Source organism: Acidisoma sp. PAMC 29798, assembly GCF_030252425.1.
GTDB lineage: Bacteria > Pseudomonadota > Alphaproteobacteria > Acetobacterales > Acetobacteraceae > Acidisoma > Acidisoma cladoniae.
Window position 1 is genome coordinate 428,624 of sequence record NZ_CP126994.1, and the last position, 12,630, is coordinate 441,253.

The following is a 12,630-nucleotide window of genomic DNA, read 5'->3' on the forward strand; positions in this document are numbered from 1 at the left end:
CCGAGCGCGGTGTTGGAAGCACCCCACCCGGCCTGACCGCAACCGCTCGAGCAAGGAGACGGCTATGGCTGACCGCGCCCATACCACAGGAGGGGGAACCGCGCTTACCCCGCCGCCGCTTATCAGCAACCCCACTAGCACACTTTCCACCGACCAGCCCTTTTCCCGCCGCGTCGACCGGCTGCTCTTCACCGAATCGGTGAATGAGTGGATCGAGCTGATTTTGGCCGGTGCGGCTGATGCGACTGACGATGAGATCGCTCCGCATCTCGCGGCCGGCTTGGCTGCTCCGCTTGCCGCCAGCCGCGTTCTTGCCGGGCGGGTAGTGGCGAAATGAGCAAGCGAAAGACTAAGCCGGCGCTCATCCACCCAATCGCGCTGCTGTCCTTTGTCACGGACCGCGAGCCGACTGACGACAACAACCTTCGCCGCGTGTTCTGGCAAGTGAGTCCTAGCGGAGACTTCCACGACAATTGCACCCTGGGTCGGGCCTATGGCGAGGAGGCGGCTCGTTACCTCCAGCGGGAGGGTTTAAGCCCGGCTTTGGGTTGGATTGTCCTGGACATGATCAGGGCATTCGGCGGCAAGGTTCAGCAGCCTGACAGCGGTCTTGTCGTCGGCTTCATGACCTATCTCGCGGGGCACGTTGCACAGTCGCAGGTGCGACTGTGAGCGGCCGGCGCGGCGTAGGGCGCCGTAGCCTGATCGGCGTCGCCTCCATGCTCATCCTGGTGGCTGCCGAGGCCGGCATAGCCAAGGCGGAGGAATTGGATGGTGAGCTGCTGGCCCTGTGCAGGGAGGCCGTGGAGAACCATGCCGAGAGCGTGCGTGCTGATGACTTCCTCGAGCAGCACGGAGGCGATGAGCAGGCCCATCAGGAGGCCATGTATGTGCGGGTCAATCGTTGGCACGAGGTCTGCGCCCAGATCGCGGAGATCCCCGCCCGCACTCCTGAAGGCATGCGAGGCAAGGCGGCAGTGCTGGCCGACGTCATCGCACTGGAAAGCCCGATGGTCGCGTCGCTGTGCAGCGACCTCCTGGGGAGGCACATCGGATGACCGCGAAGATCATGACCGCGAAGGAGAAGGAACTGGCACTCCGGCAAGCCCTTCAGGAGGCCTTGGTCCTCGCCGAGATTATGGAGGCGCTCTCCAACGGCACGCCTCGAGACAGCGATGAGGTGCCTTGCACTTGGGTGGGCTGGCTCGGGAATGCATCTTCCGTGTTGCCCAGAAGATCGAGGGAGCCACAGCATGACCGCGCGCACCAAGAAGGCGCCGCCGCCGATCGTCCCGCCGCAGCCGCCGCAGACAGAAAAGGAAAAGGCTGCCTCGTTGGAGCTTCGAGAGATTATGCGGAGTATGGCTGATCGGCTGCAGCAGCGGAATCTCGACGCTGCAGTTGCTTTGGCTAAGCAAGCCGCCCGGCGGCGTGGTCCTCTGGTGGATCACTTCGCGGAACTCGGTCGCCGGTTCGGCTCGGACATCGACCAGCACGAGAAGCCGAACCTGCGCGTCGTCAAAGGGGAGGGCGCATGACCCGCCAGTTCGTCATCCCGGTGCGGCTAGGCGAGAAGCCGAAGCCGAAGCCGAAGCCGAAGCCGAAGCCGAAGCCAAAGCCGGCGGAGGGGTAAGACATGGAAAAACACATCTCCTACCGTTCCCTTCCAGGTCCGGTCATACTCGCCGGATCGAATAAGGGGTGCGTCAATGGGCGATACCGAGCAGGAACCTACCTTCGCGGACAAGCTCCCAGAATTGCTGGACCGCTATCATCAACTTGCCGCGTCAACGCAAAACCCAATCTACGCATGGTTAGCGTTTCAAGCGATCTTCTGGGCCCGCGATCTTCAAGGTTCTGGTATAGATCAGGAAGCATCATTTCCGGCTTGGCTGGTCGATTACATCCAGGAGATAACAGAAAATCTCCTCTCGCTCTCGGCAGGACTGGACCCGAGGGTGCAGCCTTTAGTGGGCACGTATGTTCCTTCATCTCCCGACGACGCCATGAACTCACAAGAATTCCAGGACGATCTACGGCGGCGTCGCATCAGTCTGCCCGAGGCAGTGAAGCTAGTGCCGCTCGTTCTTGGACTGACCAGAGAGGGCGGTTGGAATGCTTTTTCTGCCGTCGATGCGACCACACAAAAGATGCAGGAATTCCGCATCTACGAGAGTATGCGGGAAAATGGCTTTACGTCGCAGCAGGCTATCCAAAAGCTACACGAACTTTATGGACCACGAAGCGATCGAGCCCGGTATCTGCGTGTCGCCGAGGGGCGGGAACATGCCGACGGCCAACTGAAGAAGCCAGAGGGGTAGGCTTCTTCATGTCGAAGCCGAATAGGGTGGCTTCTACATGTAGGAGCTACCCATACTCACTTCGACATGACATTACGCCGCCTACTACGATTATTGAGATGTCCCAGCGGCGCACAGTGCGCCGGATCGCAAAGGGACGTAAAATGAATCGAGCCTCTGATTTTGTTGCCGTCGTCGAGGCAATGGTCGTGCCTCTCCCCCAGGCTCCCGCAGTGTTCGGCCTGTCGCGCAGTGCGATTTACCGTGCCGCCGCGGTTGGCGAGATCACGCTGATGAAGATGGGGCGCAGCACTCTTGTCGATGCAGCAAGCGTCCGCCGCTATCTGGCAAACCTCCCGCGGCTTCACCCGAAGCAGGCCGCCTAAAAACAAAAACGCCGGCCCTTGGGGGAGCCGGCGTTGCGTCGCTGATATCAAAGCTGGATTGCACCGCCTAGATAGATCACCGACCTTCGCTGCGCAAGACCAAAGGCTGGCATCGGAGTATTTCGATGCACACACCTTCAAGACTCCCGACATCCTATCCACGCCACACCTACGTCCCGGACTTCGCGGCCAAGCTGGATCGGCTCGCGGATCAGGAACTTGCTTGGGGTCACATCGCCGTGGCGGAGAGGCTCAGCCAGCAGGCAGCCCAGATGCGAGAGACGTCTCAGTGAGCGCGACGATTGGCACCTCTTATGGGCGCCGGTCCCTGGGAATGGTGCCGATGCGCACCGTTTCCGTCACGGCCGACGAACTGGCGGGCCTTGCCGCTCTCGTCACGCGTTGGGCGATCGAAGCCGATGGTGAGGGGCGGCATGACGCCGCCGATCGGCTCTACTCGCGGGCCGCGGCGCTGCGGGAGGGTGCGCGATGAGCGACGCCCCGGAGATGGCCGAGTTCGGTAAAGCCCTGGTCGAGAAAACCGCGGACGAGTTGAAGCGCTGGCTGGCCCAAACGGGAGGCATGCCCGACGCCGGCGTGTCATCGCTGATGCTGGTCATCCACTACACGATGGAGATCACCGCAGAACGTCTCGGGCCAGCCGGCGTCGCCTTCATGCTCGAAAGCGCCGGCATGTTTGCCGCTCAGGCTTTGACAGGTGAGGTGGCGGGGTGAGCGCCTACGCCCAACCTGCTTCAGAGTTCGTGCGCGCCATGGGGCCGGTCGCTCGTGAACTGCTTGGCGATCCTACCTTCGAAACAAAGCACGAGTTACGATTCCGGCAGCGTGGCAGCTTGGCAGTGGATTTGCTGAAGGGAGTTTGGCACGACCATGAGGCGAACGTCGGCGGTGGTGTCGTCGATTTCGTCATGGTCGAGACAAGGACAGACAAGGCGGGTGCCGTGGCGTGGCTGCGCGAACGCAAGCACATCGAACCCGTCGCAACGCGCAGCGGTTCGTTTAACATCATGTCGACCTATGACTATACTGACGCTGACGGCGTTCTGCTTTACCAAGTCTGCCGCATGGAGCCTAAAGACTTCAGGCAGCGGCGCCCGGATCCTGAGAAGCCTGGCTCGTGGCTGTGGAACACGGGTGGCACCAAACGTGTCCTCTATCGCTTGCCCGAAGTCATTGCGGCGGTGAAGGAAGGGCGCCCCGTATTCATCTGCGAAGGTGAGAAGGCAGCCGACGCGTTATGTGGCCTCGGCGTCACCGCGACGTGTTCGCCAGGTGGTGCGAATAAGTGGCGGCGCGAGTTCGCCGATCACTTCTCATCTGCGACGGTGGTGGTTCTTCCCGACAATGACGAGCCCGGCCGCCTTCACCGCGACATGGTGGTTAGAGGCCTATCGCGTTGGGCTACGATCGCAACGATCACGCTGCCCGGCCTGCCGCCCAAAGGTGACGCCTATGATTGGATAGCAGCAGGCGGCACTAAGGCTGACTTGAAGGCGTTGGTGGCTAAAGTCTTCGAGGAAGTCTTTGACGAAGAAGATCTGGCCCTGTTCACCGACGAGGGCTCTAGTGGGATCGGGGTGGAGCATATCGATTGTGGCGCCGGGCGCCACCCTTCGCCGGAACCAACCACGAAGCCGACGATCCTCGTACGCGCCGGAGAGCTGGACACGCTGGCGACGAAGGGCGAGGCGGCCCTCTGCTCGTCCGACCTTCCTATCTATCAGCGCGGTGATGTCCTGGTGCGGCCGATCAGCAAGGAGGTCAGCGCTTCACGGGGCCGGACAACAGTGGCCGCAGGTCTGACGGAGTTGAGCACACATGCCGTCCTCGACCTTCTGAGCCAATCCGCACACTGGGTCCGGTTCGATAAGCGCGCCAAAGCCGAGATTGCGTGCGATCCACCCGCTGCCGTGCCCTCCATCATCCTGAGCAGGAAGGGGCAATGGAAGCTGCCGCTGGTTGCCGGCGTCATCACCACACCGACGCTCCGGCCGGATGGATCGCTGCTGTTCGAGCCCGGATATGACGCTGCAACCCGTTTATTCCATGTTGCTGATCCCAGCCTGAAACTCGGGGCGATGCCGGAGAAGCCGTCGCGAAGCCAGGCCGAGGAAGCGCTGGGCAAGCTTAAGGCGCTGCTGACGGGGTTCCCGTTCGTAACCGAGATAGACCGGGCCGTCGCTCTGTCTGGCCTCATCACCCCCGTCGTGCGCGGCGCCCTGTCGGTCGTGCCGCTTCACGCATTCAAGGCCAGCACCGCCGGCAGCGGTAAAAGCTTCCTTGTCGACATCATCAGCGCCATCGCAACTGGGAGACCGTGCCCAGTGGTCGCCGCTGGTCAGACCGACGAGGAGACCGAGAAGCGCCTCGTCGGGTTGCTCATTGCGGGCTTCCCCATCGTGTCGGTGGACAACGTCAACGGTGAGCTGGGCGGCGACCTTCTTTGCCAGCTCATCGAACGACCGTTGATCAGGGTGCGTCCCCTCGGCCGGAGCGAGATCATGGAACTGGAAAGCCGGGCGACCGTCTTCGCCACAGGCAACGGCCTCCGGGTGCGCGGCGATATGGTTCGCCGGTCACTCATCTCGTCGCTTGACGCCCAGATGGAGCGGCCGGAATTGCGAAAATTCGACACCGATCCAGTCAATGACGTGCTGAGCGACCGTGGCAAGTATGTCGCCGCCTGCTTGACCATCGTGCGCGCTTACGCCGCTGCCAGTCGTCCGCACCATCTCCCTGCACTCGCGTCGTTTGAGGATTGGTCGGCTTCCGTTCGCTCGGCGCTTGTCTGGCTAGGCTGCCAAGACCCGGTCACATCAATGGAATCTGCCCGCGAAGATGATCCCGACCTCGCCGAGCTGCGGGAAGTGCTCGCGCTGTGGAAGACGCATCTAGGCTCCGGCAGCGGCTACGCTTTCACGGCCAGGGACGCGGCTGAAGCGGCCTGCAAGAGGGAAGCAACCGTGATGGGTGAGCCGCCCGACTTCGCCTGCCCTGAGTTCCGCGACGTGCTTCTGCGGATCGCTGGCGAGCGAGGAAACGTCAACACGAGGAAACTCGGAACCTGGCTGATGGATCATGCGGGCCGGATTATCGGCGGGCTTCGGATGATCAAGGCCGGGACCGCAAACGGTGGCGTGTTGAGGTGGAACGTGGAGGTCGTGAAGTGAGACGTTCAACCGACCAACCGAGTGTCATGTCTAAAGGTCTTAAAGGTTGTAAAGGTCAGTTCCCAACCCCCACTCCATCTTCGCAATCCATTTTCAATGGTAAACCCCCTGCTAAATCTGAGGGTGCGGCTGAGACTGACCTTTACAACCTTTACAACCTTTCAAACGACGAAGCCGACGAACGCCTCGCCATCCAGACCGAAGCCCAGAACGCGGTGCCCCAGAAGATCGATCAGGCGTTGATGATCGCGGGACTGATCGCTTGCGCACGGTGGCGCCCATGACCTCAGTCGGACAGCGTCAGGCGAATGACCTTCGGCTCGATCTCAATTACCTGATCGACATGATATTGGAACAGGTCGCCGCTTCGATCCTGGATCGAGAGGTGCTGCCATTCGAAGTCGTTCAGATGTTCGGTATCGCTTACCGCGATGATGAAGTGGGCGCGCGACGTCCTGACCGGCACCGTGCGACCATTCTCCAGCTTCCTGCTGGTATAGATGTTCGGCCTCCGCTCGATCGAACCGCACGGCACCTTGAGCGTCTTCACGCCAGATCGCTCGTCAGAAGTCAGTGTGATTTCAGTAGCAATCCACCCTTCAGCCACTCGAACCCCCATCCTTACCCTAAAGGAGTAACCCTAATGGGGATGTCCGAGTCCAATCTACTTAAATGTCCGTCCGGGAGCGCTCGATCCCTCCGGTCTAATCCTGGACGCGGGCCAACACCCCATGACGGTGACCATCCAGCAAGCCATGCACGCAATGGAGGGCCGGGGGGGCTATGGGTCCCTCTACCATCCCAAAACCATGCGGGCATTGCGCTAGCCCGATGTGTCGCTAGCCAAACCTCAATTTAGGTGTCCGCACTCATGAACACGCCCAAGAAGCCACCACTCCTCGGAATCTCGATCCGCGAATTTGCACGACGCGACGGGTGCAGCGAAAAACTTGTGCGCCGTCACGTCGAGCGAGGCGGGCTCGCGCGATTCACCGACGGCACAATCGATCCGGCTGGCATTGGAACGGGCTGGCGCGAAAGTAGCCGGGGCTCTGCAAACGCTGCAGACCGAGTGCGGACATCCTCAAAAAAAATGTCCGCACTTGCCAAGGTGTCCGCACCGGAACTGTCCGCAACCGCCGAGGCCCTCGCGAGCGTGACTGATGGCGGCGCCTACGAGCTGGCGATCCTTCTGAGCGAGGCAAAGATGCCGGCCGCCGATGCCCAGGCCTTGGTGAACGCCTGGCATCTTCGGGGCCGTGCAGTCGCCATCGAGACGCTGGAGGAGATCGAGGCGCCCCCCGAAGAGCTGGATGATTGGAGGGATCACCCAAGGTTCAAGGTGAACTGGATGGAGGGCATGCGAATCGCGTGGGATGACGTCGAGATGGCGGCGGCTGTCTGATGGGGATGCTGACCAGTTCTGAAGAGCGCACCGCAGAGCGCATCCTCTCCAAGCTTCATTGTGGGCAACTGCCGGACCTCGGCGAACTGCTGTTCCTCGGCGGCCTGGTGGAGCAGCTCCTGCCGCAGCGGGTGCGCCAGCGGCGCCACCTTGATCAGCGAGATGCGTTGATCGTGGAAGCATCCTACCTTGTCGACGAGCCCTCTGAGACGTCTCGCTGCGATCAGGTGGCAGCCGATCTAGAAGGCTACCTCCGTCGCCAGTGGCCGCAGGAGAAGTTGCTCGCCCAGGCGCCAGGCGGCGACCCCTATACCGTTCTGCTCCATCAGATCGCTCACTTCACCGATGGCGAGAAGATCAGCGGCCGCCAGGTGCTTCGTATTGTTCGCGGCGAACGGACGCCGATCCCTACGACATAAACGCTGAGCCTATGTCGTGAGCTTCAAAGCGACTTTGCTGATTCGCTAATGGTACTCTGTCTCCAGTCGAGGAGATCGAGACCATGCCTACCAAACCGTTACCGAAGCCCGCCCCTGCCGCGATCAAGAAGCCTCCCGTCGCCGCCAAGCCTGCGGCCGCAACTGTTCCGCCTGCGAGCCGCTTCGCCCATATCGCCGCAGCCACTACCGCCCGCGTCCGTGCGGCTGAGACCGACGCTGCAAGTTCCGCCTCTCGCAAAGCAGCCGCAGACACTGCGGACAGGGAAGCTGGCGACTTCGTCTTGGCCTCATTCGCTCGAGCCCAGGGTCGCCGCTGATGCCCAAAATAGAAATCCCGTCTCTTCCCGACATTCTGTCGATGAAGCCCATCAACATTGATGGCGACAGCCTGCGTATCGCGATTTCCCGCGTCGTCAGCACGAAGGTGGCACTGTCCAGCCGCATCGTCGAAATCACCGATACCCTTCAAGGCCCGGCCCTTTCCATCACCGACAAAGCGTTAGCGGAGGCCGAGCGCGAAACTGCTCAGCTCCGCATGGCGATCAAACGCCTCGATGAGCTCCTGGAAGGCATGCGCGCCGAGCTGCTCGTGACCGAGGGGCAGAAGACCGTACTATCCCTGCGTCAGGAAGGCCAGCGCGTGGCCCAAGCCATAGCTGCCTTGGCGGGTTGGAAGGAAAAAGAGTTCCTCGAAATTCGTAAGATGATCGGCTCTGGCTTCAGGTTGGAGGATCAGGCGGTCGCTCTTTACCGCAATTACCTTGCCGCCGCTGAGTCTGAATATCGCCGTCCGGAAGTTCGGGAAGCGGGCGCGGTCGGTGTCGCGCTGCCTGCCTTTCCCTCCCCCGGTCCTCGCTCACTGTTCCCAGGATGGGGCTGAAAATGAACCACTACATTCGCGTCAAGATTGCACCTGGCCGCGTCCACATTGTGTCTCCGCATCCGTCCGGCATCAGAGAGCTTCCTCCGCTCCGGCTGGAAGGCGGCGATGAGATGCTGGCGACGCCGGTGGAGGCTGAGGCCCTGTACGCCCAGGGCAAGATACATCATCCCGTGACGGGGAAGCTGCCGCCTGACCGGCCAAAGCAGATCAACATGTCGATGGTGACAGTCAACGGGCAGGACATCCTGCCGGGCTCTGTCTATGTCCCGCCGCGCGAAGTGACCGAGGCCCGACAGAGGGCGGCTGACGCTGCTGTCGATGCGCGAAACGCGGAGACATTGGCGCGTCTGAAAAAGCACAACTGGGGCGCTGAGAAAGATCCGCATGTTTCAGTGACCCGGCACGGCCATTCCGAGCTTGGCCCCGATCCGATGGGTCCCGTTGTCTTCCATGATCAATACGGCAGCTTCTAAAGGATTCCTGCGATGACCGACCATATGGCTTCCCCCGCCTCGACGGGGCTTACCGTAATGACATCTGAGGACCGGGCCCGTGCTTACGATCAGGTCCAACTCACCAAGATACTAGCGCAGCACGATGCCGCTCGCGCTTCGGCGCCGCGTGTCCGGATGCTTTGCACGGGCGGCTTCACCGTCGTCACCGACGAAGAGCCCGACGGATTCCCCGTTGTTCGCGGTCAGGAATTCGAGATCAGCACCTTTGATATGCCGCGATACGTCGGCCGGGGCTATCCGCTGCCGCCTGGCGTCGAGCCTTCTGCCAATTTCGTCAAGCTTTGAAGGAGCAATCGATATGAACAATCCCCAGTATCCCTATCAACTCAGCGAAACCTATACCCCCGACCGCCTGGTCGTCGGTCTGACTCAACTTGTTACCAAGCCGGACGGCATCTTAATTGCCGGACAGAACCTCGCGCGCGGCACCCTGGTCGGGATGATCACAACGTCTGGGAAGTTCACCGTCAGCCTTCTGGCGGCCAGCGACGGCAGCCAGACTCCGTTCGGCATCCTCGCTGACAGCTATGATGCGACTGCCGGCGATACGGTCTGCGCGGTCTACGTGAAGGGCGAGTTCAATCAGAACGCTGTCACCTTCGGCGCCGGCCAGACGGCCACAAATACCTACGCTGTGCTCCGTGACGGCGGCATTTTCCTCAAGTCCGTCGTGTCGGCTTAGGCCTCTCAATGCGAATTCGGCGGCTTTCATTCCTTGGGTCCGCTGGATAGCCCCCGTCTTATCAGCGCGGGGTTGGGGCGGCTGTCGACCGTGAGCCGGGCCGCCCCTTTTGCTGAACACCGACGCGTAAAGGATAACCACCATGGCCGCTCCCGCAATTGGCGTCGTCATTACCGGCAAGAGCGACCTCGACAAGGTCTTTGCAAAGACTGGCAAGCAGATAGACTTGTTCCGGGCGCAATCGCAGCGGTCGCGCCAAGCTCTGGACAAGATGACTGACACGCGCGGGATCGCGGGACTGACCAAGGGCTTCCAGGGCGCCAGCCTCGCGAGCTTTGACTTCCTGAAGAACATCTCCCGCTCTGTCGATGCCATGGGCGTGCTCACCGGCGCTGGGTCGATCGCCGGAATCGTAGGTTTGTCGGATAAGTTCGCGACTTTCGGTCAGGCCCAGCTCAACGCGTCACGCGGCATCAACATGAACGTCAAGACGCTTTCGACCTGGCAGAATGCCGCCGCCGCCGCCGGGTCATCTGCAGAGTCCGCGACATCGAGCATCTCCGGCATGGAGAAAGCCGTCACGGAAATGACGAATATGGGCGCACCGGGAATGGGGTACGCCAACCAGTTTCTCGGTGCGGGCTGGGCAACCCGATATAAAACGGACACCGACAAGTTTCTCGCCATTTCGAAAGCTGTCTCTGGCTTGCAGGGCGACGCTAAAGCCAAGGCTATGTCCGAGTTGGAGGGTGCGTTTCAGATCTCTCCTGACTTTATGCAGGACGTCCTGGCTCGTGGACCGGCCTATGTGCAGAAGGAACTCGACACCGCATCAAAGCATTCGATGAATGACGACCAGGCGAACAAGCTTGATGGGCTCGCCACAAGCTTCAGCCATCTGGGGTCATCTGTCAAAGATGCAGGCGTCGCCGCCGCCACCTACCTCTCCCCCGTTTTGACCCCTGCGCTCAATGGCCTGTCCGATTGGATCGACAACCATCAGAAGGCTTTCGGCGAGTTCGAGCTTGGCATCGGCAGCCTGGTGGGGTCACTGACGTCGCTTAAGCTGCTCAAGATGGTGCTGCCGAAAGGCGCAGGAGCAGCCCCTGAGGCCGCCGCCGCTGAAGGAGCGGAAGCCGGCGCCGTAGCAACCTCACCCTCCCTTTGGTCCAAGCTGCTGCCGCTCGGCGCAAGCGTATCGGATGGCGCCCTTGGTGCCGGCGCGGCGGCCATGATTGCGCTATGGCCTGAGACGCCTGGGATGGATGACCTTGGGCTGAGCCGCAAGAAGATGACGTCAATGGCTGGCAACGCTGCTTATCTATCGGCCGCCATGAAGGCCCAGGGCGCCCCGCCCTCCTTCATCGCCGCAGCCTTGGGCAATGCAGCGATCGAGAGCGGGCTTGACCCATCAAAGCCGCAGAACGGCGGTGGCCCCGGCTACGGGCTGTTCCAGTGGGAGGCGCCGCGCCAGACTCTGTTCCAGAAGGTCGAAGGCATCGACATCCACAAGGCTACGATGGCGCAAGAGACCGATTTCTTCATGCGCGAGATGAAGGCTGATTACCCTTCGGTCTACTCGCAGCTGATGAGCGGCAAGCTCGACACAGCGTCGGCGACGCGACTTCTGATGCACGACTATCTGGCGCCGGCAGACAAAGACAATCCAACGGGCAGTATCCTTTACCGGACGGCAGCCGCCAATGAATTCGCCAGCGCTGCGGGCGATCCAACCGGGGGCCCCTACTCCGGCCCGCACAGCAGAGGCCATATGAGCGCCGATGCGGCGCAGGATGATGGAGGTCTGTCCGCCACGGCAGGCGCGCAGGCGGCAGCGGCTCAGCTGCGTGCTGGCGGTGATGACGGCGATAGCGGCGTCCACACCGTCAACCTGAACATCTCCGGCCTACCGGCTGGCGCCAAGGCTACGGCCCGGTCATCAGGTGCTGGCCGATCCATGCTCAAGACGGTGACGGCCATGCCGGGCAGCGGCGCGCCTCATCAAGGGATGTATCACTCTGCAATCGACGGTCAGTGGCACGATGCACGGTGAGCGACTTCTGACAGCAACAAAAATTCGGTCGAGCGGGTTGCGGTGAGATCGGGTGATTGACAACTTGGAGTAGGACTCTTGACCAGCAATTTCGAGATTACAGACGAGATGATTGCGGCCGGGAACGATGTCATGATGGGTCGATATCTTGAGGTAGTCGACGCAATAGAAAGTTGGCCGGACGTTGTTCGCGCGGTGTATGCCGCCATGGAGGAAGTTCGTTTGCGAGCTTCTGATACGATTCGTGTACAGTAACACTCGTACTTCGTAATTCGTTCTGCAAGTCCTTCATCTGCGCAAGGTCGGCCTCAAGATAGTCGAATACCAGCTTCCTGTCAGCGGTGACCTGTCTGCGCCGCAGGATTCCAGACTCGCCGCCGATGGTAATTGCGTCGTGAACGAACCGATTGCGTCTGCGCCCCAATCCTTCGACTTTGACAAATAACCCATTCCAGTATTTTGCTTGCTCCGTGGTCGCGCCACGGTAATCGATAAGTGACATGAACGCTCGGATGCGTCCGCCTATGGATCCGATGTGGCTGGTAATGCAGGCACCTGGTCCAATCTCCACATTCGCCAGTTCCCAGATCGCCTCATCAAGTCCAGCCTCTATCTGCGACCAAAGTCCCGCGATCCATCCAACCGCGAGGGCGTATTCGTCAAATCTATGATCTTTCCAATCCTGATCATCCGCCTCCGGGACGTTCGCTTCTGGGACGTTCGCTTCATCGTCCATCAGGATTCTCCAGAGACTCGAGACCTCACCATGGTGCAA

20 protein-coding genes are annotated in these 12,630 nt (G+C 61.1%); 18 read left to right on the top strand and 2 right to left on the bottom strand.

What is annotated here, in order from left to right; translation table 11 throughout:
• Positions 1 to 64: 64 nt before the first annotated feature.
• The 11 genes from QP803_RS02070 (at position 65) to QP803_RS02120 (ending at position 6,161) form a co-directional block, all read left to right on the top strand.
• Entirely contained in the window at positions 65 to 337 is a 273-nt protein-coding gene (locus QP803_RS02070; protein WP_284946022.1) for a hypothetical protein, read from the top strand.
• Positions 334 to 672, top strand: coding sequence for a hypothetical protein (locus QP803_RS02075; protein WP_284946023.1), 339 nt, complete (start codon positions 334 to 336; stop codon positions 670 to 672). Before QP803_RS02070 ends, QP803_RS02075 begins: the two co-directional genes overlap by 4 nt.
• A 47-nt stretch (positions 673 to 719) precedes the next feature.
• Positions 720 to 1,058 carry a hypothetical protein gene (locus QP803_RS02080; RefSeq protein WP_284946024.1) on the top strand — a complete coding sequence of 113 codons (339 nt, stop codon included), beginning with the start codon at positions 720 to 722 and terminating at the stop codon, positions 1,056 to 1,058.
• 195 nt (positions 1,059 to 1,253) lie between these two features.
• Positions 1,254 to 1,538 carry a hypothetical protein gene (locus tag QP803_RS02085; RefSeq protein WP_284946025.1) on the top strand — a complete coding sequence of 95 codons (285 nt, stop codon included), beginning with the start codon at positions 1,254 to 1,256 and terminating at the stop codon, positions 1,536 to 1,538.
• A gap of 171 nt (positions 1,539 to 1,709) precedes the next feature.
• Positions 1,710 to 2,321 carry a hypothetical protein gene (locus QP803_RS02090; RefSeq protein ID WP_284946026.1) on the top strand — a complete coding sequence of 204 codons (612 nt, stop codon included), beginning with the start codon at positions 1,710 to 1,712 and terminating at the stop codon, positions 2,319 to 2,321.
• Positions 2,322 to 2,419: 98 nt separating this feature from the next.
• Positions 2,420 to 2,686: a hypothetical protein gene (locus QP803_RS02095; protein ID WP_284946027.1), complete on the top strand. Its 267-nt coding sequence runs from the start codon at positions 2,420 to 2,422 to the stop codon at positions 2,684 to 2,686.
• A 125-nt stretch (positions 2,687 to 2,811) separates the two neighbouring features.
• Positions 2,812 to 2,979 carry a hypothetical protein gene (locus QP803_RS02100; protein WP_284946028.1) on the top strand — a complete coding sequence of 56 codons (168 nt, stop codon included), beginning with the start codon at positions 2,812 to 2,814 and terminating at the stop codon, positions 2,977 to 2,979.
• Between the two features lie 50 nt (positions 2,980 to 3,029).
• Complete coding sequence (locus QP803_RS02105) at positions 3,030 to 3,179, top strand: hypothetical protein (RefSeq protein ID WP_284946029.1); 150 nt, start codon at positions 3,030 to 3,032, stop codon at positions 3,177 to 3,179.
• The gene (locus QP803_RS02110; protein ID WP_284946030.1) at positions 3,176 to 3,421 is read left to right on the top strand and encodes a hypothetical protein; all 246 of its coding nucleotides are present in this window, start codon (positions 3,176 to 3,178) and stop codon (positions 3,419 to 3,421) included. The genes QP803_RS02105 and QP803_RS02110 overlap by 4 nt, the downstream gene beginning before the upstream one ends.
• Positions 3,418 to 5,877: a topoisomerase gene (locus QP803_RS02115; RefSeq protein WP_284946031.1), complete on the top strand. Its 2,460-nt coding sequence runs from the start codon at positions 3,418 to 3,420 to the stop codon at positions 5,875 to 5,877. The genes QP803_RS02110 and QP803_RS02115 overlap by 4 nt, the downstream gene beginning before the upstream one ends.
• A 26-nt stretch (positions 5,878 to 5,903) precedes the next feature.
• Entirely contained in the window at positions 5,904 to 6,161 is a 258-nt protein-coding gene (locus QP803_RS02120) for a hypothetical protein (RefSeq protein ID WP_284946032.1), read from the top strand.
• A gap of 2 nt (positions 6,162 to 6,163) precedes the next feature.
• Here QP803_RS02120 and QP803_RS02125 read toward each other — a convergent pair whose 3' ends face one another.
• Entirely contained in the window at positions 6,164 to 6,484 is a 321-nt protein-coding gene (locus tag QP803_RS02125; RefSeq protein ID WP_284946033.1) for a hypothetical protein, read from the bottom strand.
• A 264-nt stretch (positions 6,485 to 6,748) separates the two neighbouring features.
• Here QP803_RS02125 and QP803_RS02130 point away from each other — a divergent pair, with 264 nt between their 5' ends.
• The 7 genes from QP803_RS02130 to QP803_RS02160 all read left to right on the top strand — a co-directional run bounded on the left by QP803_RS02130 (position 6,749) and on the right by QP803_RS02160 (position 11,855).
• Entirely contained in the window at positions 6,749 to 7,282 is a 534-nt protein-coding gene (locus QP803_RS02130; RefSeq protein ID WP_284946034.1) for a hypothetical protein, read from the top strand.
• Positions 7,282 to 7,701: a hypothetical protein gene (locus QP803_RS02135; protein WP_284946035.1), complete on the top strand. Its 420-nt coding sequence runs from the start codon at positions 7,282 to 7,284 to the stop codon at positions 7,699 to 7,701. The genes QP803_RS02130 and QP803_RS02135 overlap by 1 nt, the downstream gene beginning before the upstream one ends.
• Before the next feature lie 337 nt (positions 7,702 to 8,038).
• Positions 8,039 to 8,602 carry a hypothetical protein gene (locus tag QP803_RS02140; protein ID WP_284946036.1) on the top strand — a complete coding sequence of 188 codons (564 nt, stop codon included), beginning with the start codon at positions 8,039 to 8,041 and terminating at the stop codon, positions 8,600 to 8,602.
• 2 nt (positions 8,603 to 8,604) lie between these two features.
• Positions 8,605 to 9,078: a hypothetical protein gene (locus QP803_RS02145; RefSeq protein ID WP_284946037.1), complete on the top strand. Its 474-nt coding sequence runs from the start codon at positions 8,605 to 8,607 to the stop codon at positions 9,076 to 9,078.
• Between the two features lie 12 nt (positions 9,079 to 9,090).
• The gene (locus QP803_RS02150) at positions 9,091 to 9,405 is read left to right on the top strand and encodes a hypothetical protein (protein WP_284946038.1); all 315 of its coding nucleotides are present in this window, start codon (positions 9,091 to 9,093) and stop codon (positions 9,403 to 9,405) included.
• Positions 9,406 to 9,418: 13 nt separating this feature from the next.
• Positions 9,419 to 9,802 carry a head decoration protein gene (locus QP803_RS02155; protein ID WP_284946039.1) on the top strand — a complete coding sequence of 128 codons (384 nt, stop codon included), beginning with the start codon at positions 9,419 to 9,421 and terminating at the stop codon, positions 9,800 to 9,802.
• Between the two features lie 142 nt (positions 9,803 to 9,944).
• Positions 9,945 to 11,855 carry a phage tail tip lysozyme gene (locus QP803_RS02160; RefSeq protein WP_284946040.1) on the top strand — a complete coding sequence of 637 codons (1,911 nt, stop codon included), beginning with the start codon at positions 9,945 to 9,947 and terminating at the stop codon, positions 11,853 to 11,855.
• A 130-nt stretch (positions 11,856 to 11,985) separates the two neighbouring features.
• On the opposite strand, the gene QP803_RS02165 is transcribed toward QP803_RS02160, so the two are convergent.
• Complete coding sequence (locus QP803_RS02165) at positions 11,986 to 12,591, bottom strand: hypothetical protein (RefSeq protein ID WP_284946041.1); 606 nt, start codon at positions 12,589 to 12,591, stop codon at positions 11,986 to 11,988.
• Positions 12,592 to 12,630: the final 39 nt, after the last annotated feature.

Excerpts from the sequence above, each read along its gene's own strand:
- QP803_RS02120 (WP_284946032.1), top strand. The coding sequence starts at position 5,904 with ATGTCTAAAGGTCTTAAAGGTTGTAAAGGTCAGTTCCCAACCCCCACT.
- QP803_RS02150 (WP_284946038.1), top strand. The coding sequence starts at position 9,091 with ATGACCGACCATATGGCTTCCCCCGCCTCGACGGGGCTTACCGTAATG.
- QP803_RS02105 (WP_284946029.1), top strand. The coding sequence starts at position 3,030 with ATGCGCACCGTTTCCGTCACGGCCGACGAACTGGCGGGCCTTGCCGCT.
- QP803_RS02135 (WP_284946035.1), top strand. The coding sequence starts at position 7,282 with ATGGGGATGCTGACCAGTTCTGAAGAGCGCACCGCAGAGCGCATCCTC.
- QP803_RS02080 (WP_284946024.1), top strand. The coding sequence starts at position 720 with ATGCTCATCCTGGTGGCTGCCGAGGCCGGCATAGCCAAGGCGGAGGAA.
- QP803_RS02085 (WP_284946025.1), top strand. The coding sequence starts at position 1,254 with ATGACCGCGCGCACCAAGAAGGCGCCGCCGCCGATCGTCCCGCCGCAG.
- QP803_RS02145 (WP_284946037.1), top strand. The coding sequence starts at position 8,605 with ATGAACCACTACATTCGCGTCAAGATTGCACCTGGCCGCGTCCACATT.
- QP803_RS02095 (WP_284946027.1), top strand. The coding sequence starts at position 2,420 with ATGTCCCAGCGGCGCACAGTGCGCCGGATCGCAAAGGGACGTAAAATG.
- QP803_RS02100 (WP_284946028.1), top strand. The coding sequence starts at position 2,812 with ATGCACACACCTTCAAGACTCCCGACATCCTATCCACGCCACACCTAC.
- QP803_RS02160 (WP_284946040.1), top strand. The coding sequence starts at position 9,945 with ATGGCCGCTCCCGCAATTGGCGTCGTCATTACCGGCAAGAGCGACCTC.
- QP803_RS02155 (WP_284946039.1), top strand. The coding sequence starts at position 9,419 with ATGAACAATCCCCAGTATCCCTATCAACTCAGCGAAACCTATACCCCC.
- QP803_RS02130 (WP_284946034.1), top strand. The coding sequence starts at position 6,749 with ATGAACACGCCCAAGAAGCCACCACTCCTCGGAATCTCGATCCGCGAA.
- QP803_RS02165 (WP_284946041.1), bottom strand. The coding sequence starts at position 12,591 with ATGGACGATGAAGCGAACGTCCCAGAAGCGAACGTCCCGGAGGCGGAT.
- QP803_RS02090 (WP_284946026.1), top strand. The coding sequence starts at position 1,710 with ATGGGCGATACCGAGCAGGAACCTACCTTCGCGGACAAGCTCCCAGAA.
- QP803_RS02110 (WP_284946030.1), top strand. The coding sequence starts at position 3,176 with ATGAGCGACGCCCCGGAGATGGCCGAGTTCGGTAAAGCCCTGGTCGAG.
- QP803_RS02140 (WP_284946036.1), top strand. The coding sequence starts at position 8,039 with ATGCCCAAAATAGAAATCCCGTCTCTTCCCGACATTCTGTCGATGAAG.
- QP803_RS02070 (WP_284946022.1), top strand. The coding sequence starts at position 65 with ATGGCTGACCGCGCCCATACCACAGGAGGGGGAACCGCGCTTACCCCG.
- QP803_RS02075 (WP_284946023.1), top strand. The coding sequence starts at position 334 with ATGAGCAAGCGAAAGACTAAGCCGGCGCTCATCCACCCAATCGCGCTG.